The 25,267-nt window shown below is 65.4% G+C and carries 16 protein-coding genes and 1 tRNA gene; 8 read left to right on the top strand and 9 right to left on the bottom strand.

All coding sequences use genetic code 11. The features are described from left to right. Nucleotides 1–24 precede the first annotated feature (24 nt). On the bottom strand, nt 25–2,304 hold the full coding sequence (locus CEY05_RS25520) for a TonB-dependent siderophore receptor (RefSeq protein WP_233161705.1): 2,280 nt from the start codon (nt 2,302–2,304) through the stop codon (nt 25–27). A 160-nt stretch (nt 2,305–2,464) separates the two neighbouring features. Here CEY05_RS25520 and CEY05_RS25515 point away from each other — a divergent pair, with 160 nt between their 5' ends. Beyond that, on the top strand, nt 2,465–3,436 hold the full coding sequence (locus CEY05_RS25515; protein WP_088600090.1) for an AraC family transcriptional regulator: 972 nt from the start codon (nt 2,465–2,467) through the stop codon (nt 3,434–3,436). Here the strand turns inward: CEY05_RS25515 and CEY05_RS25510 are convergent. Together CEY05_RS25510 and CEY05_RS25505 are read right to left on the bottom strand one after the other, a co-directional pair. Then, nucleotides 3,433–4,545 carry an HPP family protein gene (locus tag CEY05_RS25510; RefSeq protein ID WP_088600089.1) on the bottom strand — a complete coding sequence of 371 codons (1,113 nt, stop codon included), beginning with the start codon at nt 4,543–4,545 and terminating at the stop codon, nt 3,433–3,435. The genes CEY05_RS25515 and CEY05_RS25510 overlap by 4 nt on opposite strands. Before the next feature lie 204 nt (nt 4,546–4,749). Beyond that, nucleotides 4,750–5,394 carry an FMN-dependent NADH-azoreductase gene (locus CEY05_RS25505; RefSeq protein ID WP_088600088.1) on the bottom strand — a complete coding sequence of 215 codons (645 nt, stop codon included), beginning with the start codon at nt 5,392–5,394 and terminating at the stop codon, nt 4,750–4,752. Nucleotides 5,395–5,515: 121 nt separating this feature from the next. On the opposite strand from CEY05_RS25505, the gene CEY05_RS25500 reads away from it, so the two are divergent. Then, nucleotides 5,516–7,156, top strand: a complete 1,641-nt coding sequence (locus tag CEY05_RS25500) for a PLP-dependent aminotransferase family protein (RefSeq protein WP_088600087.1) — start codon at nt 5,516–5,518, stop codon at nt 7,154–7,156. An 89-nt stretch (nt 7,157–7,245) separates the two neighbouring features. Here CEY05_RS25500 and CEY05_RS25495 read toward each other — a convergent pair whose 3' ends face one another. Continuing rightward, nucleotides 7,246–8,199: a LysR substrate-binding domain-containing protein gene (locus tag CEY05_RS25495; protein ID WP_088600086.1), complete on the bottom strand. Its 954-nt coding sequence runs from the start codon at nt 8,197–8,199 to the stop codon at nt 7,246–7,248. Nucleotides 8,200–8,369: 170 nt separating this feature from the next. On the opposite strand from CEY05_RS25495, the gene CEY05_RS25490 reads away from it, so the two are divergent. After that, nucleotides 8,370–11,951, top strand: a complete 3,582-nt coding sequence (locus CEY05_RS25490; RefSeq protein WP_088600085.1) for an ABC transporter ATP-binding protein — start codon at nt 8,370–8,372, stop codon at nt 11,949–11,951. A gap of 60 nt (nt 11,952–12,011) precedes the next feature. Here CEY05_RS25490 and CEY05_RS25485 read toward each other — a convergent pair whose 3' ends face one another. Further along, nucleotides 12,012–13,385 carry a DUF2167 domain-containing protein gene (locus CEY05_RS25485; RefSeq protein ID WP_158219423.1) on the bottom strand — a complete coding sequence of 458 codons (1,374 nt, stop codon included), beginning with the start codon at nt 13,383–13,385 and terminating at the stop codon, nt 12,012–12,014. A gap of 354 nt (nt 13,386–13,739) precedes the next feature. Here CEY05_RS25485 and CEY05_RS31835 point away from each other — a divergent pair, with 354 nt between their 5' ends. The 3 genes from CEY05_RS31835 (at nt 13,740) to CEY05_RS25470 (ending at nt 19,197) form a co-directional block, all read left to right on the top strand. Continuing rightward, nucleotides 13,740–17,588 carry a hydantoinase B/oxoprolinase family protein gene (locus CEY05_RS31835; RefSeq protein WP_088600083.1) on the top strand — a complete coding sequence of 1,283 codons (3,849 nt, stop codon included), beginning with the start codon at nt 13,740–13,742 and terminating at the stop codon, nt 17,586–17,588. A gap of 312 nt (nt 17,589–17,900) precedes the next feature. Next, the gene (locus CEY05_RS25475; RefSeq protein WP_088600082.1) at nt 17,901–18,869 is read left to right on the top strand and encodes a tripartite tricarboxylate transporter substrate binding protein; all 969 of its coding nucleotides are present in this window, start codon (nt 17,901–17,903) and stop codon (nt 18,867–18,869) included. 252 nt (nt 18,870–19,121) lie between these two features. After that, a tRNA-Gly gene (locus CEY05_RS25470) sits at nt 19,122–19,197 on the top strand. A gap of 491 nt (nt 19,198–19,688) precedes the next feature. Here CEY05_RS25470 and CEY05_RS25465 read toward each other — a convergent pair. Beyond that, nucleotides 19,689–20,768 (bottom strand): zinc-binding dehydrogenase, encoded by a 1,080-nt coding sequence (locus CEY05_RS25465; protein WP_088600081.1) that lies wholly within the window; start codon nt 20,766–20,768, stop codon nt 19,689–19,691. A gap of 114 nt (nt 20,769–20,882) precedes the next feature. Between CEY05_RS25465 and CEY05_RS25460 the strand changes: the two genes are divergently transcribed. Continuing rightward, nucleotides 20,883–21,656 carry a helix-turn-helix transcriptional regulator gene (locus CEY05_RS25460; protein WP_088600080.1) on the top strand — a complete coding sequence of 258 codons (774 nt, stop codon included), beginning with the start codon at nt 20,883–20,885 and terminating at the stop codon, nt 21,654–21,656. Nucleotides 21,657–22,394: 738 nt separating this feature from the next. On the opposite strand, the gene CEY05_RS25455 is transcribed toward CEY05_RS25460, so the two are convergent. Genes CEY05_RS25455 through CEY05_RS25445 form a run of 3 tightly spaced genes read right to left on the bottom strand, consistent with a single transcriptional unit; the run spans nt 22,395 to nt 24,574 of the window. Then, nucleotides 22,395–23,780 carry a DHA2 family efflux MFS transporter permease subunit gene (locus CEY05_RS25455; RefSeq protein WP_088600079.1) on the bottom strand — a complete coding sequence of 462 codons (1,386 nt, stop codon included), beginning with the start codon at nt 23,778–23,780 and terminating at the stop codon, nt 22,395–22,397. Continuing rightward, nucleotides 23,777–24,085 (bottom strand): hypothetical protein, encoded by a 309-nt coding sequence (locus CEY05_RS25450; protein ID WP_088600078.1) that lies wholly within the window; start codon nt 24,083–24,085, stop codon nt 23,777–23,779. Before CEY05_RS25450 ends, CEY05_RS25455 begins: the two co-directional genes overlap by 4 nt. Before the next feature lie 39 nt (nt 24,086–24,124). After that, the gene (locus CEY05_RS25445) at nt 24,125–24,574 is read right to left on the bottom strand and encodes a MarR family winged helix-turn-helix transcriptional regulator (RefSeq protein WP_088600077.1); all 450 of its coding nucleotides are present in this window, start codon (nt 24,572–24,574) and stop codon (nt 24,125–24,127) included. Between the two features lie 417 nt (nt 24,575–24,991). Between CEY05_RS25445 and CEY05_RS25440 the strand changes: the two genes are divergently transcribed. Further along, entirely contained in the window at nt 24,992–25,240 is a 249-nt protein-coding gene (locus CEY05_RS25440) for a type II toxin-antitoxin system prevent-host-death family antitoxin (RefSeq protein ID WP_088600076.1), read from the top strand. Nucleotides 25,241–25,267: the final 27 nt, after the last annotated feature.

Raw genomic sequence — 25,267 nt, 5'->3', positions numbered from 1 at the left:
GCCGCTTCAGCGCGCGGCTTCAGGTCACCAGCGATAGCGCAGGTTGGCCAGCACCGTGCGTTCATTGCCCCAGTAGCACGCGGTGGGACCGGGGCAATTGACCACGTATTTGCGATCGAACAGGTTGGACACGTTGAGCGACACATCGGCGCCGCGCAAGGCGGGCGTCATACGGCTCAGGTCGTAACGCAATGCCGCGTCCACCAGCGTCACGCCCTTGATTTCAGCCACGTTGTTCAGGTCGCCATAGACGCTGCTGCGATAGCGCACGCCGGCGCCCATGCCCAGGCCCGCCAGCGGCCCTTCCTGCAGCGTGTAGTCCAGCCACAGCGCGGCCTGGTGCTTGGGCACGAAGATCATGCGGTTGCCCACCTGGCCCACCGTATCCGTGGCGTTGGTCTTGGTGATTTCGCTGTCGGAATAGGCATATGACGCCGTCAGGTCCACGCCCCGCGCCAGGCGCGCCTTGGCTTCCAGCTCCAGGCCCTGGATACGCACCTGCCCCGTCTGCACGCTGTAGCTGGTGTTGACCGGATCGGGCGCACTGACGTTCTTCTGCACGATCTGGAACACCGATGCGGTGTACAGGCTTTCGGTACCCGTCGGCTGGAACTTGATGCCGGCTTCGTATTGCTCGCCCGTGGTCGGCTTCAAGGTCTCGCCGGTGCGCGTGGTGCCGGCCACCGGCTGGAAGGACGTGGAGTAACTGAGATACGGCGTCACGCCCTCGTCGAAGCGATACGCCGCGGCGACACGGCCGGTAAAGCGGCTCGCATGCGATTTCAAACCGGTATCCGTGCCGCTGGCGAGCCAGGTATCGGTGTGCGTGCTGGTCCAGTCCTGCCGGCCCGCCAGGGTCAGGCGCAGCTTGCCGAAATCGGCCTGGTCCTGGACATAGAGGCCGGCTTGCTCGCGTTGCTGATTGATGATGGTGGCGTCGGGCGGGGCATGCAGGTCCAGATTGCCATAGTCCGGATCGTAGAGGTCGAACAGCGCGTAACTCCTGCCCGACGTCAGGATCTGCAGCTGGCTTTCGACGAAGCGCGACTGCTCCCGCAGATAGTCGAAGCCCAGCGTCACGGTGTGCTGCGACTCGCCCAGCTTGAAGTGGCCGTTGGCCTGGTTGTCGATCTGGAAGGTGCGCGCCTTTTCCGGGAAGGCCCAGGCATAGCGGACGGCCTGCGTGTCGGTGGCCATCAGGCCGATCTGCGTGCGCCGCGAGTTGGTGTCCACATTGCTGACCCGTGCGGTCTGCCGGAACGACCAGGTATCGTTGGCACGGTGATCCAGGGTGTAGCCGAACAGGGTCTGGCGGTTGGTGAAACGGTCGTAGTCCGGATCGCCGACAAAACGGTCGCGCGGGATATGGCCCTTGGAACTGGCCTCGACGGTGCCCACGTAGGGCAGCACCGGCGCGCCGCCGCCGCCGCTGGCTTCGATGTGCTGGTACTGGGCCGAGATATTCAACTGCGTGTCCGGCGACAGCTTCCATGTGAAGCTGGGCGCGATGAACACGCGCTTGTCGTCGATGTGGTCGTACTGCGTATCGGTACTCAAGCCCAGGCCGGTGATGCGGTACAGGAACTTGCCGTCTTCATCGACAGGCCCGGAAAAATCGAAGCTGGGCTGCACGCGCCCATAGCTGCCGGTCTGGAAGCCGACTTCGTTCAGGCGCTCCTCGGTCGGGCGCTTGCTGGTCATGGCCACGATGCCGCCCGGGCCGCTTTGGCCGTACAGGCCCGACGACGGCCCTTTCAGGACCTCGATGCGCTCAAGGCCATAGGCTTCGACACGCGGTTGCGCGTATCCGCGGATGCCGAAGGGCAGCACCAGGCCATCCAGATAGCGCTGCGGCGTGAAGCCGCGCACGGTCAGCCAGTCATACCGTACGTCGGTGTCGGCGTACTGGCCCACCACGCCGGGCGTGTAGCGCAGAGCCTGGACCACGGAATTCGAGCCCTGCTGGTCCATTTCCGTGCGGGTCACCACGTTGATCGTCTGTGCTGTGTCCAGGATGGAGGCATCCGATTTGGTGCCCGAGCGCGTACGCGTGGCGGCGTAGCTGTCACCCAGGGTGGCCGACGCGGCTCCCGTGCCTTGCACCGTGACTACCGGCAGCGTGGCGGTATGGCCGGCGTCCGGGGGGGTGGTCTGGGCCTCTGCGATGCCGCCCCAGGCGGATGCTCCCGCCAGCAAGACGACCAGCGCATGCCGCGCGTAGGTCGGTGTCCAACCAGCACGCCCTTGGGCGGCGACGACAGCGAGTGCGGACTCGCGGATCAATTCAGGATGCTGCTCGCGCACGCGGATTCCCCAACACTTAGAAGAAATAAACGATAATCATTGCTAATTCGGATCGGAATCATTACAGGTTTTTTCAGCCGCCGCTGACGGATTCGCGGCCGCCATCGACGGATTCCGGTCTACGCCACAGTTTTTTCCTCGGTAATTAGTGCTCGGTACGATGTCCCTTCCCGCAAGTCTCTACAGCGCGCCCCGCCTGGCCCATGAGTGGTGGCGTGATACGTTGCCCACGGTTCCCACCTCCGCGGACTGGGAAAAGACCATCGCCCTGGTCGAGCGCATCGACGAAGGCGTCAGCCTGGTCGTACTGAAGGGCCGCCCGGCGTCCACGCTGTGGCTGCCGGCGCCCGGTACCGCCGTGGCAGGCATGCAGATATGGCTGTCGGACGGCTGCCAGGTGGGCTTCGACCAGGGGCCGCAGGCGCTGCCGCGAACGGGCGATCTGGCCCTGTTCGAACACGCGGGTCCGGTGGGCAGCCTGACGCGCATTCCGGCGGGCGCCGATGTGCATGTGGTGGATGTTCGTTTCACGCCCGCGGCGCTGCGCATGCATGGCGCGCTGGAATGGGCCGCCGGCCTGCAATCCCCCGACGCGCGCGACTACAGCGTTCCCGCCCAGGGCGGCATGCTGGCCATGCGCGCGGCGCCAGCGCCTTTGCTGGCGGTCGCGGCCGGCATGCTGAAGCCGCCGGTCCAGAGCCGGCAGGCGCGGGCACTGTGGCGGCGAGCCCGCGTGTACGACATGCTGGCACTGGTCACCGACCTGGTCGGCGTGCGCGGCCCGACGCCGGAGCCGCTGGACGCCGAGACCATGAAGCGGCTGGATCTGGCGCAACAGACCTTGCGCCAGGACCTGGGCCACCCGTGGGCGGTGGCGGGCCTTGCACGCCATGTGGGCCTGCCGGAAAAGCGCCTGCAGGCGGCGTTTCGGCTGGGGGCCGGGATGTCGGTCTATGCCTATCTGCGCAAGCTGCGCCTGGACGCCGCGGCCGATCTATTGCACGGCGGCGCCAGCGTGACCGACGCGGCGATCAGCGTGGGTTTTTCCAACCTGAGCCATTTCAGCAAGAGCTTCCGCGACCGCCACGGCGTGCCGCCCGGCCTGTGGCGCGAGGCGTCAGGCGCGGCCTAGGCGGCCGCGCCGCCGAAGGGCGCGCGGCCCAGGGCACCGAGCAGATCGGTCTGCGAGATGATGCCGGCGACCCGGCCCGCTGCATCCGTGACGATGACGGCGTGAGTGCGGCCATCGGTAAGTATCGGCAGCAAGGCGGCAGCGGGTTGGTCGGCGGCAGTGGTCCGGGCCGACGCCAGGATGTCGGCCACCGTCGTCGCCGGGCGCAGCAGATCGCGCAGGCCGACGGTACCGAGCAGGTAGCCGTGTTCGTTCAGTACCGGCAGCGTGCGGATGTCATGCCGCAACAGCAGTTCCTGGGCTTGCCGCGGCGTGGCATCGGGACGCACGGAGATGATGTCATGCGACATGATGTCGGCGCAGCGCAAGTCGGCATGGGAGCGCACCAGCGCCTGCACTTCGATTTCGTGCAACAGCTGCTGCAGGTCATCCGGGGCTATGTCGAAGGTGGTGCCCAGCCTGGCGAGCGCGGCATCGATGTCTTCCTGGCGCGGCCCGACCCGGTCGACAGGCGCGGGGTCGGTGGTGCCATGCGGATTGGCAACGGGTACCGGCTTGTGGGGATACGCCCGTCGCGTCAGCCGGTGGAAGAAAATGCCCAGCAGCACCAGGATGCAGGAGTTCAGACCCACCGGCACCAGGGGAAACAACGCACCCCATTTGGCGACGGCGGGGCCGCCCAGGGCCACGGTCAACGCGGCGGCGCCGCCCGGCGGGTGCAGGCAGCGCGCGATCGACATGGCGCCGATGGCGAAGGCCACCGCCGCACCGGCGGCCATCACGGGATTGGGGATGATCTGCCCGACGGCATAGCCCGCGAAAGCCGACAGCGTGTTGCCGCCGATGATGGACCAGGGCTGGGCCAATGGGCTGGAGGGCACCGCGAACAACAGCACCGCCGAGGCGCCCATGGGGGCGACCAGCAGGGGCAGTGCCGGGCCATTGCCCAGCATCACCGCGCAGATCAGGCCGGTCAGGCCGATGCAGGCCAGTGCGCCCAGGCAGGCAACGACGCGTTCACGCGCGGTCGCGCCTGCGAGCATGGGACGGAAGAAACGCAGTCGCCCGGTGGACGACGCCTTGGAAGAAGTATGGTGCAGCGGATTCATGGCGTTATGAACTGCCGCGCAGGTGGGGGGTATGAAGCCTGCCTTCGCAGTTCTGCCCGAATGAGGGGCCGGCGGATTATTGTGGATTAGCCAGCCATAAGCAAATAAACCGTCCGGGCCGTGGGCGGTTTTCCCATCGCCGCCGCCCCGCCGGGGGATGAAAGGCTGCCTGGATTTTCGCGGCCCCTGCGCGCCTCTGCCTGGTCAGGCCACCTGCACCATGGTGAGCGCGGGTGCGGCGGCACGCGCGACGTCGGCGGCGATCGCGGCCTGGGCCCGCGCATGCGCTTCGGCCAGGGCTTGGGCGCCGCGCACCGTGCCTTCCACGGCGTAGAAGCTGATGTTCTTCAGCCCTATCGTGCCAAGGATGGCGCGCAGGTAGGGCGTGAGGAAATCCGGCTGCCGTGCCAGGTCGCCGGAGAATTGTCCACCGGACGAGATGGCGACATAGACGGGACGATCGCTCAATCGGCCCACCTTGCCTTGCGGCGTGGCATCGAAGGTGACGCCGATGCGCACCACATGGTCTATCCAGGACTTCAGGCCGGAGGGCACGGTGAAGTTGTGCATCGGGGTGGCGATGACCACGCAGTCCGCCGCCTGCAGCTGGCAGATCAAGGCCGCCGAGCGGCTGAGCGCGCCGTGCCCGAAGCCGTCCGCCGACAGCTGCATGCGGCCGCCCAAGGCATCGGCGTAGTCCACATCGGGATGCGCCAGGGCGGACACGTCGCACTCGGTCACCGTGGCAGTGGCGTCAGTGGCGCACAAGGTGTCGACCAGGTGTTGCGACAGGCGGAAGCTTTCCGCTTCGGTGCCGCGGGGGCTGCAGCTGATTCGCAAGATGTTCATGCGGAGGATTCCTTACGGACGTTGCCTGCTGAAAAATGGGTTCATCACGGGATGACAGGATGAATGGTAGAAGCTTCATGCCATAATCCAAAGAACCATAAACGCGCATATGGACTAGGCCATGAGTGATTCTTCCGTCCTGCCGGCCGCGGAGGCCGAGGACGACGCTCATCTATATCGGCAGATCTACGACCGCTTCCGTGGCGCTATCGCGGCAGGCACGCTGAAGCCCGGCGACCGCATTCCTTCGGCGCGGGCGCTGGCCAAGGAGCTGGGCGTAGCGCGCGGGACCGTGGAACTGGCCTACTCCCTGCTGGCCGCCGAGGGCTATGTGCAGGCGCGCGGCCAGGCGGGGACCATCGTCACGCCTGGCTTGCAGGTGCGGCCCTTGGCAGCCGCAGGGGTGGCAGCCGCAGGGGTGGCAGCCGCGGGGGCGGCGGGCGCGGGGACGACAGGCCATCGCGCCGGCGCGCCGGCTCGCCCAGCGGCGGGGCGTTACCGCAACAGCGATGGGCCCGTTTCCGCGCTCGCCTATCCGCCGGCCAGCGCGCCCTCGCCGACCGCCGAGCACGGCATTCCCGCCGCGAGCAATCACGTTACGGTGGGGCTTACGACAGTGGGGCTTACGACAGCAGGCCTCCCGCCGGCTGGCCGCATCGTCGACATGCCGGCCATTCCTCCGTTCCAGATGGGCCTGCCGGCACTCGATGCGTTTCCCCGCAAGATCTGGGCGCGCCTCGGCGCACGCCATCTGCGCGCGGCTCAGCCGCCGGACCTGGCCTATCCCGCGCCCGGCGGCCTGGCCAGCCTGCGCCAGGCCATCGCCGCGTATCTGCACATGGCACGCGGCATCGCCTGCGCACCAAAGCAGGTGTTCGTCACATCGGGATATAACGCCAGCATGCAGCTGGCCGTGCACGCCTTGCTGCAACCGGGCGCCCGCGCCTGGGTGGAAGACCCCGGTTATCCCCCGACCCGCGCCCTGCTGGCGCAGTTGAACATCCCTGCCGTGCCGGTCCCGGTGGATGACGACGGCCTGGACGTGGCGCGCGGCATCGCCCGGGCCGACGACGCCAGCCTGGCGGTGGTGACGCCGGCACATCAAAGCCCGCTCAGCGTGTCGTTATCGCTGCCGCGGCGCCAGGCCCTGCTGCAATGGGCCGAACGGCGTTCGGCGTGGATCTTCGAGGACGACTACGACGGCGAATATCGCTACGTCAGCCGTCCCCTGCCCGCGCTGAAAAGCCTGGATCGCGGTGGCCGCGTGCTGTATGCAGGCACGTTCAGCAAGGTGATGTTCCCCAGCATCCGCCTGGCGTATCTGGTGGTGCCGCCAGAGTTGTGCGCGCGCTTCGAGGACGTGGCTCGGGTCACGGCGGGGGGCGTTCCCTGGCTGACCCAGGCGGTGACGCAAGCCTTCATGGCGGAAGGGCATTTCGCGCGGCATATCCAGCGGATGCGGCGCCTGTACGCGCAACGGCGCGCGGCCTGCGCGGCGGGCCTGGCGCAGGTCCTGGGCGACCGCATGCACGTCGAACCGCAGCCTGGCGGGATGCATCTGCTGTTGCGGCTGCATGCCGGGCAAAGCGACCACGCCCTGGTTGCACGCATGCTGGAACATGGCATGTATGCGCAGACGCTTTCGCAGTGGTACAGCGAGGCGCCAGCCGGCGGGCAGGGCCTGCTGGTGAGTTTCACCAACGTGGAAAACGAAGCGCAGGCCGTGGCCCTGGCCAGGAAGATACGCGCGGTGATGCCTTAGCCTGGACAGGATCCATGGCCCTGACCCTGATGCCCCGGCTCAAACCCGAAACCTGAGCCGGGCTTGCGGCGCAGGCGACGGCGGCCATCTCAATCGACCGTGCGTTCGCCGGCCTCGTCCAGCAGGAATTCCACCAGGGCGGGCAGGGCCGTATCGATGGGCCGGTTCGGCCGTACACGCATCACGTAGCCCCACGAGCCGTTCAAGCGCAGCTCCGGCATCAGCGCCACCAGGCGGCCGCTTTCCAGCGCTTCGTCCACCAGCGGCGCGCGGCCCAGCGCGATGCCCACGCCCGCGCCGGCCGCCGACACGATGGTGGCCATGCCGCTCAACATCAACGGCGCCTGCGATTGCTTGTCGCCCAGGCCCAGGCGCACGCGCCAGGTATCCCAGTCGGTTTCGGGGCTGTCGACATGACGCTCCTCCAGCCAACGGTGTTCCAGGAAAACGCCGGAATCCGAGCGGCGCGCGGGCGGCACCAGGTCCGGATGGCAGACCGGCACCACGGTTTCCGTCATCAACAGGATGTCGCCGGCCACTGAGTCGCGCGGCCCGCCCGGCTGCACATGCAGCAGTGCCATGTCGATATCCTGTGCCTGCCAGGCTGGATCCTGGCTGGCGTGCAGATGCACCTGGATCTCGATGTCCGGATGCAGTTCGGCGAAGCGGCCGATGCGCGGCGCCAGCCACAGGGCGGCGAGCGATGGATTGGCCGACAGGTTCAAGCGATGCATGCGGCGGCCGCGCGCGCGCATGCGTACGTCCCGGCAGGCGCCCTGCAGGAGGGTCAAGGCCTGTTGCACCGATGCCAGCAAGGCAGCGCCCGCTTCGGTCGGCTCGGCGCGCCGGACCGTGCCGCCGCGGCGGAGCAAGGCGGTGCCCAGTTCGGCCTCCAGTCCCCGCAACTGATGGCTGACCGCGCTCTTGGTCACATTCAGCTCAACCGCCGCACGGCTCAGGCTGCCCAGCCGCGCAACGGCCTCGAAAGCGCGCAAGGCGGCCAAAGGCGGAGTACGAGAAGAGATGTCGTCGGCGAGGGACATTTGATGGAAAGGTTGTGGAGATTGCTGGTATCCGGGGGACAAAGGCCCTGCCCCCCTTCCCTCTGCCCCTGGGCAAGGGTTGAGTTTACTTCAACCCATGATTGAAAAACTATCGCTTTCGGCCAACCCATTGTTCGGGGAAGATGCCACCGCATAGAGGGAGCAAAACCATGTATTTCGACTCAAGACTGTGGCGTCTCACGGCCGGTCTGCGTGCCGGCATGACCGGCGGCATCCTGCTGGGCCTGTTGGCCCTGGCAGCGGGCATCGCCCGTTATATCTTCCTGGGCCAGATCCTCGCCCGCGTATTCGCCGGCGCACCGACCGCCGAATGGATCACCCCGGCCATCGCCGCCGCAGCCATGATCGTCCTGCGGGCCCTGCTCGATCACCTGCGCACCACGCTGGCCAATCGCAGCGCCGCCCAGGTGCAGCAGGTGCTGCGCGCACGCCTGTTCGACCGCATCGCCGAACTGGGCCCGGCGTGGCTGGGCAGCCAGCGTACCGGCGGCGTGATGCTGACGGTCGTCGACGGCGTCGAGCAATTGCAGACCTTCTTCGGCCAATACCTACCGCAACTGGCGATCTCCATCGCCGCGCCCTTCGCCATTTTCGCCGCCATCGCCTGGTGGGACGCGCCGACCGCGGCGGTGCTGCTGCTGGCCGCCCTGCTGTCGCTGTTCGGGCCCATGGCCGTGCACATGCTGGATCGCCGCGCCAGCCTGGCGCGCACACGCGCGCTCAATGCGTTTGGCGAAGACTTCCTGGATGCCGTCCAGGGCCTGCCCACGCTCAAAGCCTTCGGCCAGGGCAAGACCTGGGGCAAGCGTCTGGCCGAGAAGGCCCGCGAACTGTCCAACCATACCTTCTGGGTGCTGTCCGTCAGCCTGTTGACGCGCGGCATCAGCGACCTGGGCGTCACCCTGGGCGCGGCGCTGGGGCTGACCCTGGGCGTCTGGCGCGTCAGCCATGGCGCCATGAGCGTGGAAGCGCTGCTGATCGTCCTGATGGCCGGCACGGAAATCTTCCGTCCCTTGCGCGATCTGCGCAGCGTCCTGCATCGCGGCATGCTGGGGCAATCGGCGGCGGCGGGCATCCATGCGCTGATGGACGCCACCCCGGCCGCATCGGCCGCGCCCATCCAGGGCGGCCAGAAGCCGGCGACCATCACCCCTTCCATCGAATTCGATGCCGTGGAGTTTTCCTATACCCCGCAACGGCGTGCCCACCACGGCCTCACCTTCCGCATCGCGGCGGGCGAACGGGTCGGCGTGGTCGGGCCCAGCGGCGTGGGCAAGTCCACCATCGTGCGGCTGCTGCTGCGCGAGCACTTGCCGCAAGGAGGCGCGATCCGCATCGGCGGGTATGACATCGCCACGCTGGACGGCGAAACGCTGCGCTCGCAAATCGCCCTGGTCAGCCAGGACATCACCTTGTTCCATGGCACGATCGCCGAGAACCTGCGCCTGGGCCGGCCCGACGCCAGCGAAGAACAGCTGCGTGCCGCGGCGCGCGCGGCGAATATCGACGACTTCATCCTGTCGTTGCCGGATGGTTATGCGACGCGCCTGGGCGAACGGGGCCTGCAGCTGTCGGGTGGACAGCGCCAACGGGTTGCCATCGCCCGCGCCCTGCTGCGCGATGCGCCCATCCTGATTCTCGACGAAGCCCTGTCTTCCGTCGACGTGGAGAACGAGGCCATCATCCAGGAAGCGCTGGACAGGCTGATGGTGGGCCGCACGACCATCATCCTGGCGCACCGGCTGGCCAGCGTCATCGGCGCCGATCGCTGCCTGGTGCTGGACGGCGGCCGTGTGGTCGAGGAAGGCAAGCATGGCGTGCTGATGGATCAGCGCGGCCTCTATTACGCCTTGATGCACGAACAGGCCGCGGCGCACGCAGCCGCGCCGGACGTTGCGGCGCCGGCCGGCGCACGGCCTGCTGCTGCCGTCACCGGCGCAGTCGCCAGCGCAGCCAACGGCAACGTTGACTCACCCACGGCGCCGGGCCAACGCGCCTTGAACGAAGACGCTGCGCAGGTCGGCTGGCGTGGCATCATCGCCACCCTGATGTCCGTGGTCCGCCCCTGGCGCGGCACGTTGATCACCACCATCCTGCTGGGCGTCGCCCGCGTCGCGGCCTACATCGGCGTGGGCGCGGTCAGCGCCCTGGTGGTCGCGGCCGTGCGCGATGGCCGGCCCACCGGCACGCTCATCGTCGCCCTGCTGGTGGTCGCCCCCCTGGCCGCTTTGTTCCACTGGCTGGAGTCGTGGCTGGCGCATGCGATGGCGTATCAACTGCTGGCCGATATGCGCGTGAAGCTTTACGACAAGCTGGAACGCCTGGCGCCGGCCTATCTGCTGCGGCGCCGTTCCGGCGACCTGGTGGCCCTGGCCACGCAGGACGTCGAGATGATCGAATACTTCTACGCCCACACCATTGCGCCAGCCATCGTCTCGGTGCTGGTGCCCTTGAGCGTGCTCGGTTTCCTGGCCGTGTACAGCTGGCCTGTCGCATTGGCGCTGCTGCCCTTCCTGGGCTATGCCATGCTGTCGCCGGTGCGTGGACGGCGGCGTGTCGACGCGCTGGGCGCCAGCGCGCGCCAGGCCTTAGGCGAGATGAGCGCGCACGTCACCGACACCATCCAGGGCTTGGGTGAGCTGCAGGCATTCCAGGCCACGGCCCGGCGCCGTGCCTCATTCCTGGAAGTCGCGCAGGCTTATGGCAAGCGCAGGCTGGAGATCCTGGCCGATCTGTCGGCACAGACCGCGTGGTTCGAACTGGCCATGGGCCTGGGCGGCGTGACCGTGGCGGTGGTCGGCGCGTTGCAGGTAGCAAGTGGCGGCCTGTCGGCTGGCATGCTGCCGCTGCTGGTGTTGATCGCGGTGGCGACCTTTCTGCCGGTATCCGAGATTTCGCAGGTGTCGCGCCAGTTGGCCGATACGGTGGCGGCGGCGCGCCGTCTGCATGTGGTGCACAGCGAGACGGAGCCGGTGACCGATGGCCCCTTGCCGGCGCCGGCTTCGCCACAAGGCTTGTCGATCGCTTTCGACAAGGTGACCTTCACCTATCCTGGCGCGGCCGCCGCGACGCTGCGCGACCTGAGCTTCGCGGTGCCTGCCGGCGCCACGGTGGCACTGGTGGGTGCATCGGGCGCAGGCAAGAGCACGGTGGCGAACCTGATGCTGCGTTTCTGGGATCCGCAGGCCGGCAGCGTGAAGCTGGATGGCGTGGATCTGCGCGAGTTGAATCTGGATGCCTTGCGCGAACGGGTGGCGCTGGTATCGCAAGACACGTATCTGTTCAACGACACCTTGGCCGCGAACATACGCCTGGCCCGTCCTGGCGCGACCGATGCGGAACTGGCCGCGGCTTTGGACCAGGCCGCCCTGACCGATTTCGTGCGCCGCTTGCCGGAAGGATTGGACACGCGCGTGGGCGAGCGTGGCATGCAGTTGTCGGGCGGGCAACGCCAACGCATCGCCATCGCGCGAGCGTTCTTGAAGAATGCCCCGGTGCTGATCCTGGACGAAGCCACCTCGCATCTCGACACACTGAGCGAAACCCGTGTCCGCTCGGCGCTGGATGCGCTGATGCAGCACCGCACGACGCTGGTCATCGCACATCGCCTGTCGACGATACGCGATGCGGACCTGGTGCTGGTCCTGGGACGCGGCGGCCTGCTGGCCAGCGGCCGGCCGCAAGAGGTGTTGGGACGCGAGAGTTTGTATGCCGGGTCCGGGATCAGCTGAGGGCTGCCTTACACCGTGACTCCGTGGACAGCCGCGGGACGCCAGGGCACCGTGGAACACTCAACGGTCCTGGCAATCGAGCAATTCGCGCACGAACACCGCGTCCAGGCTGATGATCTCGTTGGTGCTCATTGGCTTGCCGCCATACATGATGTCGCAACCTTCGAGAACGATGTGCATGGCCTGCCCATCGGGCGGCAGATGGCGGCCGAGTTCACGGCCGGACAGGCGGATGAAGGTGCGGTCGTTCGGCAGCGCAGCGTCGCGCTTCATTCCGCGCATCGACTCGGCCAGCAGAAGCGCTGGCGTGGCCATGCTCTTCTCGACGAAGGAAGCCGGCTCCAATCCCGTGACGAACTTGGCGTTTTCTCCGTCATCGTTCTGCGCGATGCATTCCGGCTTCCCGCTCGACCTGGATGCCAGCACGAAGAACTCGCTGTTCTTGAAAGCACTTTTGAACTCCGCTAATGGAATCAAGGGCAGAAGGAATTCCAGCGGTGCCTTTCCTCTTGCCTGCTTCCTTGTCAGCGGATCGTCATACGTCACATCCAGGGACGCTTTCGAGCGATATTTCTCGATCAGCGAGCGCAGCGACGCTCCTTTGCCATTGGCAGGCGTAGCCGTTTCGGCAGGACGACCCACGACACGCGTATAGACCAGGAGCAATGCCAGGCCCAGCGAAGCGATTACCGCGATTTCAGCGGTGCTCCAGTTGGCGCCCATGCCTTGCTCCGGGATATGTAATCGATGCCCGGCCGGCAAGATCGCCAGTTCCGCAAGCACATGGATGTCACCGACGCCCGTTCTATCGACCCGTTTTTTATCCACCCGAACCTGGCCCGCCACCGCGGACAGCGCCTCCTGCGCGGCATCCATGTCCGCGGCATTGGCGTCGACGGAGAAGCTGACTATCCAGTCGTCGCCGAACAGCATGCGTTCCGCATGCCCCGTCCTTTCGCTGGTGTACGCCCATTCAAGCTCGCCGGTCCGTTCGTCGAAAACCGGTGGCTGCAACCACGACAGGGGAAACGGATCGAAATTGACCGCGCTTTTCGTGGACACCACCTTGTGTTGTTCGAGCGCTTCCAGCAGATCGTCGGCATGAATACTTTCCTTCAGTCCGGACGTCTTGACGTTGGCGAAGTAAGCGACGTCGACCTGGATCAACCAGCGGGCGCCGCACTTTGTCACCCTGCCGGCACGCTGTAGCGGCATGGACGTCGCCCGGGTGGCAAGGGCGGTTGCGTCTTGCGGCGTCAAATAAACGTAGTCGTCAGGTAGCTGCAAGGTGATCCCCGGCCCAAGCGTCTGGGTGCCTGACTTCCAGGGGGCACCGATAAGCGAATCGATGTCGGCCTTGCTGTGCGTCCCATCGTAAAGCGCGTTGAAGCAGGACGCAGGCAGCGTGGCGGCAGCGCCATTGCAGCAGGCCATGGCCAAGAGACAAACAGCAATCCAGCGAGGAGCCAGCTTTCCATATCTATGCATTTCAGTTTCTGCCATTCATCAGCCGTGAGGCGATCACCGCTGCGTTCGACGCATTCGGAGGAGGTGGGCGATGAGTGGGCGGCGATCCTGAGGCGGTTCCACCAACTTCATCCCCGGTGCGTAACCTGCGCTCGAATCGACGGAATGGCTATGAGAACTGTCTTCTGAACCTCACCGTTGCGGATCGGATCGTTTATCGGTTTTTGACGTGGCGGATTCATTACAATCCCTTTCTTTCCGCGGGCGTATGCGTTTTACGCCGCAGCGGGAACGGATATAGACGGATTTCAGGAGCAAGGCGTGGCGCAGTGGGCAATCGGCATCGACATCGGCGGAACATTCACGGACCTGGTCGCCCAGGACCATGACAGCGGGGGGCAATACAGCCTGAAGGTATTGACGACCCATGCCGATCCGACACGGGCAGTCATCGACGGCGTGGGCCGCCTGATGCAAAGCTCGGCCATCGCGCCGGCCGACGTCAAGCGCGTGGTGCACGCCACGACGCTGTTCACGAACGCACTGATCGAACGGCGTGGCGCGCGTACCGGCATGCTGCTCACGCGCGGCTTCATGGACATCATCGAGATGGGCAATGAGCGCAAGTACGATCTGTACGACTTGCAGCTCGACCGCGCCGTGCCCCTGGCGCCGCGCGATCTGCGTGGCGAGGTAGGCGGCCGCCTGGACGCGACCGGCGCCGAACTCGAAGCGCTGGACCTGGACACCGCGTTGGAGACCGTGGATCGCCTTGTCGACGCCGGCATCGAGTCGCTGGCCATCTGCCTGCTGCACGCCTATTTGAACGACGACCATGAACGCCGCCTGGCTGACGCCATCGCGCGCAAGCATCCGGGCCTGGCGCTGACGCTGTCGTCCGAAACCGCGCCGGTGATCCGCGAATACGAACGCATGTCGACCACGCTGGCCAATGCCTATATCAAGCCGATGGCGCAGCAGTATCTGCGCACGCTAGCGGCCGGCCTGGGCGGCCTGGGCCTGGACGCCGATGTGCTGATGATGCTGTCCAACGGCGGCCTGGCGCATCTGGACGACGCCCGCGCGCAGCCGATCGCGTTGTTGGAATCGGGCCCGGCGGCCGGCGCGATTTCCGCGGCCCACCATTGCTTGCGCGAAGGCCAGCGCGACCTGCTGGCCTTCGACATGGGCGGCACCACCGCCAAGCTGTGCCTGGTGGAGGACGCCCGCCCCGCCATCGCCTTCGGCTTCGAGGCAGCCCGCCGCAAGCGTTTCGCGGAAGGCAGCGGCATGCCCATCAACATCACCACGGTGGACTTGATCGAGATCGGCGCGGGCGGCGGCAGCATCGCCCATCGCGACGAACTGGGCCTGCTCAAGGCGGGTCCGCGCAGCGCGGGGTCCGAGCCCGGCCCCATGTGCTACGGCCGCGGCGGCGACGCGCCCACCGTGACGGACGCCAACCTGACGCTGGGTTATCTGAACGCCGGGTACTTCGCCGGCGGCACGCTGGCCATCGATGCGACGCTGGCCGAGCAGGGCTATGACAAGCTGGCCCGCGAACTTGAGCGCGACCGCACGGCCGTGGCCTGGGGCGTGCACGACATCGTGGCCGAGAACATGGCGGCCGCCGCGCGCGTGCACGTCGCGGAACGCGGTCGCGATCCCCGCCACTTCATCCTGGTGGCCACCGGCGGTGGCGGTCCGCTGCATGCCTATTACGTGGCGCGCAAGATCGGCGTGCGCACCATCATCTGCCCGCCCGAAGCGGGCGTGGCATCGGCCTTCGGCCTGCTGGTGGCGCCGGCGCGCGCCGACCGCTCGCGTACGGTCAGCTTCAAGCCCGCCAGCGATCCCATCGAGAAGATCGAGCAGGCCTATGCGGCGCTGGAAGACAACGCCCGCGCGTCCCTGCAGTCGCTCGCGGACACCTTCGGCCCCATCGCGCTGAAGCGCCGCGCGGATGGCCGCTTCATCGGCCAGGGTTTCAACCTGACGGTGGATCTGCCGGCCGGTCCCTATCGCCATGACGATGAGGCGGGCGAGCAGGCCTGGCGCACCGCGCTCGACCAGGCTTTCCGCAGCGAGTACCAACGCAAGTTCGGCCGTACGCCGCCGGACGTGCCGATCGAACTGGTCAATCTGCGCGCCACCGCCGAAGCGCCGCCGCGCCAGCCCTTCGAGCCCGCGCCGCTGCCCGCTGGCGCCGTACCGGCGCCGCATGCGCGCCGGGCGGTGTATTTCCACGAGGAACGCCGCTACTTCGATACGCCGATCTACCGGCGCGAGCAGCTCGCGCCCGGTTTCACGGCGGCTGGCCCCTTGCTGGTCGAAGAAGCCAGCACCACCTTGGTGGTCGGGCCGCTGGCGCGCGTCACGCTGAGCGTCAACGGCAATCTGGTGGTCGAGATAGACGCGGCGACGGGGGATGAGGCGTCGAGGCACAGGACCTCGGAAAATGAGGTTTCAAGCAGCGCGGCTGCGACGAACGAGGCGGCAACGTCCGTGAGCGACGTCGGCGGCGCGGGAGCCGCTGGGTCCACGGGCGCGGCGCCGCAGCGTGCGGTGGCTCCCGCCGCCGATCCCATTTTCCTGGAAGTCTTCTGGACGCGCGTGCGGTCCGTGGTCAGCGAGGCGGCCAAGCTGATCGTGCGCACGTCCTTCTCCACGCTATCGTCCGAAGCCAACGACTTCGCCGTGGTGATGACCGACTCGCGCGGCCAGACCCTGGCGGAAAACGCTGGCGCCATCCCGTCCTTCATCGGCACGCTGGGCAAGACGGTACGCGCCACCCTCGCGCGCTTCCCGCTGGACGGCATGCGCGACGGCGACGTCTACGTCACCAACAATCCCTGGATCGGCACCGGGCACCTGAACGATGTATGCCTGGTCAAGCCCATCTTCCACGACGGCCGCGTCATCGGCTTCGCGGCGACCGCGGGCCACGTGCCCGATATCGGCGGCAAGATCCGTTCGGTCGACGCGCGCGAGCTGTATGAGGAAGGTTTCCACATGCCGCTCATGCACTTTCTGCGCGCCGGCGAACCTGACGAGACCTTGCTGACGTTGTTGCGCACCAATGTGCGTACGCCCGAACAGACCACCGGCGATATCTGGTGCCACGTCGGGGCGACCGAACTGATCGCCGGCCGTGTCGCCACGCTGTTGGGCGAATACGGCCTGGAAGGCGTCGACGACCTGGCCGATGCGCTGTTCGATCGCAGCGAGCAGGCCATGGGCAAGGCCATCACGGCGCTGCCCGAAGGGGTCTATGAATACGGCATGAAGACGGACGGCTTTGCCGAGCCCTTCCACTTCCAGGTGGCGGTGCGCGTGGCGAACGGCGAGATCGAATGCGACTTTGCCGGGTCTTCCGCGCAACAGCCGCGCGCCATCAATTGCGTGCTGGCATACACCGAGGCGATGACGCAGTACGCCATCAAGAGCCTGCTGGTGCCGGAACTGCCCAATAACCATGGTTTGTTCCGCCCTGTGCGGACGCTGGCGCCGGCCGGCTCCATCCTGAATCCGATCACGCCGGCGCCGGTGGGCGGGCGGTCCTGCACCGGCCACTATGTGCCCACGGTGGTATTCGGTGCGCTGTTCGCGGCCCTGCCCGGACGCGTCATGGCGGGTGTCGGTTCGCCGGTGTGGATCACCAATATGAGCGGCGTGCGCGCCAATGGCAAGCCGTTCGCCACGGTGCTGTTCTACAACGGCGGCATGGGCGCGACGGCGGGCAAGGACGGCGCCAACGTGATGTCCTGGCCCAGCAACATCTCGCCCACGCCTATCGAAGTGGCCGAGCGGGATTCGCCGCTGTTGTTCCGCTACAAGAAGCTGGTGGCGGGCTCGGGGGGTGACGGGGCATGGCGCGGCGGGCTGGGCGAGGAGGTCTGCTACGTCAATCGCCATCCGACGCCTTTGGCGGTGGTGTTCCTGACCGAACGCATCCGCATCGCGGCGCCGGGCCTGGCGGGTGGCGGCGACGGCGCGCCGGGCGCGGTGTTGATCAACGGCGTCGCCATCGACTCCCGCACGCCACAGGTGCTGCAGCCGGGCGATGAAGTCACCCTGCGCACGCCCGGCGGCGGCGGCTATGGCGCCCCCACCGACCGCGACGCCGAAGCAACGGCCCGCGACGCGCGCATGGGCTACACAGACGCGTGATCACGTGAGCGCGGCGGTGGCGGTCCTGGCGGTGGCCAAGCTGCGGCGTAGCCCCGTTGGCCCCAGCACGCCGGCCATGGGCTCCGTGTGCCCTACCCGGGGCAATTGGGGGGTGGCGGAGCCACCCCCCTAAAATCCCTCGACGTGCCGCATATTTCATATGCTTATAACGGAGCGCAATGAAATAATTAATTACCATATGCGGCAGCGCATCAAAACAAGCACCGGTGCGCCATTCGCGACCGCCTGAAGGCCCACAGCCCGCAGGCATACCTGTAAATACCTGGATCCATATCCCGGGGGATCTCCACCATGACGTCTATCCGCAAACTCCTGACCACGGCCACCGCCGCGGCCGCCCTCGCCTTCAGCGCCGCCGCCAGCGCGGCGTTTCCCGACAAGCCCCTGACCTTGGTGGTCGGCTTCTCCGCCGGCAGCAGCATCGACATGGTGGCGCGCACGGTGGCCAGCAAGCTGTCGCAGAAGATCGGCCAGTCCGTCATCGTGGAGAACCGCAACGGCGCGGGCGGCAACGTGGCCGCCGACTATGTGTCCCGCAGCAAGGCCGATGGCTACACCATGCTGGTGGTCGCCAACAGCATCGCCATCGCCCCGGCCCTGTACCCCGACCTGAAATTCGACACGCAGAAGGATCTGCGCGCCGTGGCCTACGTCGGCATCGGTCCGGTCATCCTCAAGGTCAACAAGCAGCGCGGCTTCAAGACGCTGGCTGACCTGGTGGCCTATGCCAAGGCCCATCCCGGCGCGCTGAACTACGGTTCTTCCGGCATCGGCGGCACGCCGCACATGGCGACGGTGCTGTTTGACGAAGTGGCTGGCATCTCGATGACCCACATTCCCTACAAGGGCGGCGCCGATGCCTTGAGCGCGCTGCTGGGTGGCCAGGTCGACGTGTTGCTCAACCCCCTGCTGGGCGACGCCGCCAACGACCGCGTCACGCCGCTGGCCATCTCCGGCGAGAAGCGTTCGCCCTTGTCGCCTGACGTCCCCACCTTCGGCGAGCTGGGTTATCCCAAGTACGACCTGGGCGTGTACTACGGGCTGATGGCGCCGGCGGGCGTGCCGGCGGACGTGGTGGCCAAGGTCAATGCGGCCGTCAACGAGACCCTGGCCGATCCGGCCATCGTCGAAGCGTTGACCACCCGCAGCGGCATCGTGCTTAAGCGGGAGACCCCGCAGGAATTCCAGCAGTTCATCGACAAGGACATCGCGCTGTGGAAGGACGTGGTCCAACGCAACCGCGCCGCGATCGAAAAATAAGCGCGGACGCGGCAGACTGTTTGCGCCGCCGCCTGCCCGGCCGGGGGCACCGGCGCCGGCCGACGCCGGTGCCGGTGCCAGTGCCAGTGCCAGTGCCGGCGCCATAGCTACAGCCTCCGCATCAGGAGCGATGCACAGCGGTTTAGTATTTTGATGCCAGGGCTGGTGACAAAACAAAAAAAGCATGTATAATCTTTTTCTCGCCGCTTTTCGAAGCGGCGAATTTATCGAAGCGACAGCAACGATAAATATGCGGGAGTAGCTCAGTTGGTAGAGCGCAACCTTGCCAAGGTTGAGGTCGCGAGTTCGAGACTCGTCTCCCGCTCCAAATTCAGAGAAGGCCGAAAGACTATGTCTTTCGGCCTTTTTGCTTTGGGGTCGACTTTCAGGGCTGATGCCAATTGCCGCCGAGCTTGGAAGTCTTCTCACTCAGTTTGAAATTCATCAGACCAGACAAGGCCGGGGGCCAACGGAGTTACATCACCACAGAAGCCTTCGCGCTGTGCAAGGTCTAAGTCCCTTGCCCCAAAGTATTACCCTCGTGTTTTGCGGCGGCCCAAGCCTGCCGATGGCGGCCTTCGACCCCTGGCGGTCAATCGACTTTCTCAAAAGCGGCCGTTCCACGCAGCTTCGCAAGTGGCCATGGTCGACGGTCGCGTAGCCAATTTTGTTTTTGTCCTAGATTTCGCATCAAATTCGCGCCGCAAGTTCTCGTCAACCCAATTTCAGTCAGATCGGTAAGGCGCGACCGGGCGTGGCGTTGTCTAAGGAAAGCCGGCGCGCTGGCATCGCGTGGCCGAAGCGCTAGATCAGCGGGGTTTATGGATGGACGACCGTCATCCTGAACGGGCCGCCATTCTCCGCAGCATGACTAATAGCTTCGTTCACGTCTTCGAGTTTGAAGGACGTCACGTCGAAGTGACCGAGATCGAGCAGACCGCCGCGAATCATGCTGGTCATAAGCGTGACCGCTTCCGGCGGATACATCCATTTGCCCCGTACGGTGATGTCATTGCGCATGATCCACGGATAAGGCAAATCGAGACCGTCGCCGCCGAGCATGCCGACACCGCCCATCAACACAACACGTCCGTAGGGCCGCACGGCCATCACTGCCGCGCGCACCGTCCTGGTGGTAGCAGATGGCGGCAGCAGGTCCATTACACAGTCGACAGGGGCTCCGGCAGCCGCCCGCATCCGCTCCCGATCATCGTCCTCGTTGCCAGTCAGCTTCACTGTACGGATACGCTCGCCGAAGCGCCTTTGCAGATCCGCGAGCACGCGTTCATTGCGGCCCGACGCGACCACGCAGCGCACACCCATTGCGAGGGCAACCGCTACGCACGCGCTACCGAAGTTGCCGGTTGCTCCACTCACAAGCAAAGTCTCTCCAGCCTTCAGATTCGACGCAAGCAGCCCGCCGTACGGAACCAGCATTGTGTTGAGCGCGCACCATTTCGCGGCGGCGGCGGGACCGATTTCACCAATGCGAATGGCGTTCTCGGTTGGCACGCGCATCTGTGCGGCGAATGGGCCGTGGTGGAAATGGCGCGCGAGTCGCAGGCCGCCGTCGCCGCGTGCACTCCAGCCCTGCAATGTGATGTCGGGCGTGAGCGCGTCGTCGCGTGAACGAACGGTTGGATCGCAGAAAACCCAATCGCCTGTTTTGAGATGCGTGGCGTCGGGGCCGAACGCACGCACGCGCCCGATTGCCCCGCAGCCAGGGACGAGCGGCAACTCAATCGCGTAGCGGCGCTCGCCGCTGAACACTTCTCGCGCATACGACAGTACTGGCGCGGCAACGACGTCGACGATTACTTCGCCGGTGCCCAAGGAAGGATCTGCTATATCTTCAATCGCAAGCGGCTCGCCGAGTGTCTTCAAAATCGCTGCTTTCATCTGAATTTCCATTGATGGTAGTCGGACAAGGCCATTCTGACAGGCGTAGAATCGATAACAAGGCCTAGTACTATCCTGGGATTTGTGCGTACCTGCTTTTGGAGAAGGACGGTCATGACAACAGCGAGCCGAAGGGAATTTGGCGATTTCCTGCGCTCACGGCGCGAGAAGCTAAGTCCCGAATCGGTGGGACTCAATGACGGGCGGCGGCGTCGCACGCCCGGTTTGCGCCGCGAGGAAGTCGCGGAACTCGCGGGCATCGGCGTGGACTGGTATGTGCGGCTCGAGCAGGGCCGCACGGTGAGTCCGTCCGATACCACGCTCCAGGCGCTGGCTCGCGCGCTGCGGCTCGGCAAAGTCGAGGCGGCGCATCTGCGCGCACTGGCACGCAGCGGCGATCGGCAGCCGTTCACGTGCGAGAGAGTGCCGGGACCCATCGCGAATCTGATCGCGACACTCGGGCTTCCCGCGTATGTCACGGGTATGCGTTGGGATCTGCTGGCCTGGAATGCCGCAGCGTCCGACCTGCTTGGCTTCGACCGTCTTGCCGAAGCGGATTGCAACATTCTGGTGTTCATGTTTATCGAACCGGCCTCGCGCCGGCTTTTCGGCGCGACCTGGACTAGCGAGGCGCGTCGCATGATCGCGTTGTTTCGCGCAACGCATGATCTTTATGCCGACGATCCGGCATTTGTCGAACTGGTCGAACGACTGCGCGCGCACAGCACCGAGTTCGCGAAATGGTGGAACGCGCACGATGTTCGCGGGGGCGCGTCCGGGCAGAAGGTGCTGACCCATCCTGAGCGCGGCGCGCAACGCTACGACTACGCAACGTTTCAGGCGAACGACGACCCTGCGTTGAAACTCGCGATCTACACGCCCGCGTGAATCGAACTCACCACGCGCAACGCGTCATCATGGCGAGGTCAGTCAAGCCGGGTATCGGATAGGCTCGAGCCACCGACGACAATGGGACGGGTCAATTACCCCGCATGTTTTTCATCGCTGGACGTTCGTCGACGATTAGTGGTCAGAAGCCGGGCGCCCGTTTATGGCCGGAAGCGGAGGTTCCGGGAGTCCGGGACGTATCGCAGAGTACTGCGCTGCCGCAGATTGCGATCTTCGCGAAAGGGAAAAATTCCAGGGTACGTGAACTATTTCCGAAAAAATTCCAAATTAGTGAACGACTAGTTCCATCCCATAAGAACGAGATTTGGGTAAGTGATTGATTTGTATAGGATGGAAATTTTACCGTTGATGAACTTCGACAGTAGCCTAGCCTGTCGACTGAAAGTCGCTTGCAGATTCTTCAGGCGGTACAAGATTCGTGGCACCACGCGACCCCGGGTTGGCTAGCCATCCTAGCCATCGAGGACGACGCCCCGATTGTTCGGTATTGGGCGACTCGTGCGGCTACTCTCAGACCACCAGCCAGCGAGGGACAAGCGGGTGGCCTATTGGATCTCGTGCTCCCCAAATTGACGGAAGAAGAGGTTCGACTATATGAGAAGGTGAGAAGCGATCCCTCGGATCTAGTGCGTCTGTGTGCAGAGCGCGGCGTCACCCTCACGTACAAGACTTTGAGTAGTGAATCGCAATTCCGCTGTCGAAATTCGTCCCCTCGTGTCATCCTCTGCCGCTCATGCGCCCCGGCAACCGCATCGCCGTCACCGCCATCACCGCATGCAACATGGCAAGCAGCAGAAACGTTGCCTCCCACGCGTTCAACCCGACAAGCGTCGGGTGCGCGCCGAGCAACTCCGCCAACACCAGCGCGCAGAGCGTCGTCAAGGTCGGCCCACCGAGCCGCTGCAGGATGTTGAGTGTCGTGTTCGACATTGGCAGATTGCACTGCTCGACCGACGCGTAGGCCGCCGACATCGCCGGCAGCGCCGTCGCGCCGAGCCCGGCGCCGCGCACGAACAACGCCGGCACGAACGTTGCGGGCTGCAGCGGGCGTGAGGCCAGCCACACCAGCATCAACGTCGCGGCAAGCGACAGCAACGCGCCACCGGTCGCGACCGCACGACCGCCGAAGCGCCCCGTCAGAAAACCGAGCAGCGGAAAAGCGACCATCATTCCCAGACCGAGCGGCGCGAGCAGCCAGCCCATCGCCGCGGGAGAACGGCCGCACGCCTGGATGAGAAAGAGCGGAATCAACATCAGCCCCGCGAACATCACACCGTTCGACAGGAACTGCACAACCGCCGCCACCGCGAACGTGCGGTTGCGAAACTGGCTCAGATCGATCAGCGCCCGCCCAGCCTTGCGCACTTCCACCCGCAAAAAAACGACGAGCAACACGACGCCCGTAACCATCGCGACGATGCCCACATGCTGCCGGATGCGCTCTGCGCCGAACAATATCAACGCGAGTCCAGGCGACAGCAGAACCAGACCGAGCCAATCCAGTTCGGCCGGCCGAAGAGCTTCGCGATCGTCGGGCAGAAACAGCACCGACAACACCAGCGCCAGCACGCCGACAGGCAGGTTGACGAGAAACAGCCAACGCCACGACGCATGGTGAAGAATGACGCCGGCGATCACCGGACCGAGCAACGGTCCGAGCAGGATCGGCACGGTTGCATAGCCGGCCACGCGTGTGAACTGGTTACCCGCCGCGCGCTTCATCATCAGCTGAGCCATCGGTGCGAGCAGACCGCCGCTCGCGCCCTGCAACAGACGGAAGCCGATCAATGCATCAGCCGACCACGCCAGGCCGCACAGCAGCGAACTGAGCGTGAACGACGAGAAGCACCACAGGTAGAGCGCCTTGCCGCCGATCCGGTCGATCAGCCAGCCGTTGAGGGGCAGCACCAGCGTGAGCGCGAGCAGATACCCGCTCGTCACCCACTGAATGGCGGGCAACGTGGCATGGAGATCCTGCGCGAGACCCGACAGCGACACGTTGACGACAGTCGCATCGAGTTGCGCGAGCAGCGAGCCGAGTACGGCGACGGCGGTAATTTTCCAGACCAGCGGATCGAGCTGATCGCGTTGCGTCGCGCTCAAAAAAGACCTTCGCGACGCACACGGCCGAAATGAACCGATGTGAAAGCACCCATGACTAGCACGCCGACGAGCAGCGCCGCGCTATCGACGTTCGCGCCGGGCGCGAACGGATGGTGGACCAGCAGCGCCAGACCGATTAATGCGTTCAACATGCCCCACAGGAAATTGACTAGCGGCGACGACGGCCCCTTGCCATGCGGCGTCGAAAACGGAGAAGGGAACACTTCGCCGCGCAGACCTGCGGTGAGATGCGGCATCGCGTTGCACAGGAAGGCACCCGCGAAAAAGATCGCAATGAAGCTCATGGTTCGTCCTTTCAAGGAAAGCTGGAGAAGCCGGAAAGCCTAGGGAAGCGTGGAATCGCCGAGCCGCATGATGAGTGGAATGGCCGCAGCAAGCGTCGCGACGTCCTGCGGATCGAACTGTTCGAGCTTCGCCAGCAGCCATTCGCGTTTGGCCGCCGTGCGCCGCTTGCGCTCGTCCAGCCCTTTGCGCGTGATCGCGAACAGGATCTGGCGGCCGTCCGTGGGATGCGCTTCGCGCTCGACGCACGCCTCTTCTTCGAGGCCCGCGAGGATGGTTTTCATAGACTGCGGCTTCATCGATTCGGCGCGCGCGAGATCCGCGGTGGTCATCGGGCCTTCACGTTCCAGCCGCGCGAGCACGCTGGACTGCGAAAGGTTCAGGTCGCCGGGATTGGTGCTGCGCAGCCGACGCAAAAGCTGGCCGACAGCCAGCGTTAGATCGGAGACGACGCATTCCAGCGGCGGAGTGGAATTACGGGAGCGAGCCATGTGTGAAGCGTAAATCAAGACAGATTAACTTGCAAGTTTGCCTATCTAACTGTGGACGCGAGCTACAACGCGCGCATTCATCCGGAATGTATGTCGGATCGTCGTCCGGCTGATTTTCGGTGCGAAGTTGACGCTCGAATGCTTCGTCCGGGGAGGCGGCAAATGGCAGATGGTGGCCGATAGCCGACGTTCGTCCGGGCGCTGCTAGACAATCGGGTGGACGGCACATTTCGACGAGGCAGGACCAATCCTAATGACAAGAATCTGCTAAGACATTGATTTTCTTGCAGAAGAAAATCCATCCCGCTGGAACTCGACAGCTGACACAAAGCTGCGTCAGGACAAAGCGCCCTATGGGCCTCGCACTGATTCCGCTCTAATGGTACTGACTCGGCAGACTTGCATAAGGAGGCCGAAATGCAAAATTTGAATGTCAACGAGGCAGGAGCTCGCTTCGACGAATTGATTGATCGAATGCAGCGAGAGCCGATCCAGGTCACACGGCGCAACCGTGCCATAGGCGTCATGGTGTCTGCTGAGGATCACCATGCAATGCGTGAGTTTTATGCGGATCGGTTGCGTCGCACCTTGAAGAAAAGTGCCGAGGAAGCAGCCGCACGTGGCTTGACAGTCGAGAGGCTCGAACAGCTGCTAGCCAATGATTGAGCGCGCCGTCGTCGAGCGCCTGGTGCA

The organism is Achromobacter sp. HZ34, assembly GCF_002209485.1.
GTDB lineage: Bacteria > Pseudomonadota > Gammaproteobacteria > Burkholderiales > Burkholderiaceae_B > Bordetella_C.
Note: the sequence above shows the minus strand (reverse complement) of the source record. Positions and strands in the feature narration are given on the sequence as shown.

What these genes read in the sequence shown, in the direction of transcription:
- CEY05_RS25510 (WP_088600089.1), bottom strand. Translation starts at nt 4,545, where the DNA reads ATGAATCCGCTGCACCATACTTCTTCCAAGGCGTCGTCCACCGGGCGA.
- CEY05_RS25490 (WP_088600085.1), top strand. Translation starts at nt 8,370, where the DNA reads ATGTATTTCGACTCAAGACTGTGGCGTCTCACGGCCGGTCTGCGTGCC.
- CEY05_RS25500 (WP_088600087.1), top strand. Translation starts at nt 5,516, where the DNA reads ATGAGTGATTCTTCCGTCCTGCCGGCCGCGGAGGCCGAGGACGACGCT.
- CEY05_RS25460 (WP_088600080.1), top strand. Translation starts at nt 20,883, where the DNA reads ATGACAACAGCGAGCCGAAGGGAATTTGGCGATTTCCTGCGCTCACGG.
- CEY05_RS25475 (WP_088600082.1), top strand. Translation starts at nt 17,901, where the DNA reads ATGACGTCTATCCGCAAACTCCTGACCACGGCCACCGCCGCGGCCGCC.
- CEY05_RS25440 (WP_088600076.1), top strand. Translation starts at nt 24,992, where the DNA reads ATGCAAAATTTGAATGTCAACGAGGCAGGAGCTCGCTTCGACGAATTG.
- CEY05_RS25450 (WP_088600078.1), bottom strand. Translation starts at nt 24,085, where the DNA reads ATGAGCTTCATTGCGATCTTTTTCGCGGGTGCCTTCCTGTGCAACGCG.
- CEY05_RS25445 (WP_088600077.1), bottom strand. Translation starts at nt 24,574, where the DNA reads ATGGCTCGCTCCCGTAATTCCACTCCGCCGCTGGAATGCGTCGTCTCC.
- CEY05_RS25505 (WP_088600088.1), bottom strand. Translation starts at nt 5,394, where the DNA reads ATGAACATCTTGCGAATCAGCTGCAGCCCCCGCGGCACCGAAGCGGAA.
- CEY05_RS25485 (WP_158219423.1), bottom strand. Translation starts at nt 13,385, where the DNA reads ATGGCCTGCTGCAATGGCGCTGCCGCCACGCTGCCTGCGTCCTGCTTC.
- CEY05_RS25495 (WP_088600086.1), bottom strand. Translation starts at nt 8,199, where the DNA reads ATGTCCCTCGCCGACGACATCTCTTCTCGTACTCCGCCTTTGGCCGCC.
- CEY05_RS25515 (WP_088600090.1), top strand. Translation starts at nt 2,465, where the DNA reads ATGTCCCTTCCCGCAAGTCTCTACAGCGCGCCCCGCCTGGCCCATGAG.
- CEY05_RS25465 (WP_088600081.1), bottom strand. Translation starts at nt 20,768, where the DNA reads ATGAAAGCAGCGATTTTGAAGACACTCGGCGAGCCGCTTGCGATTGAA.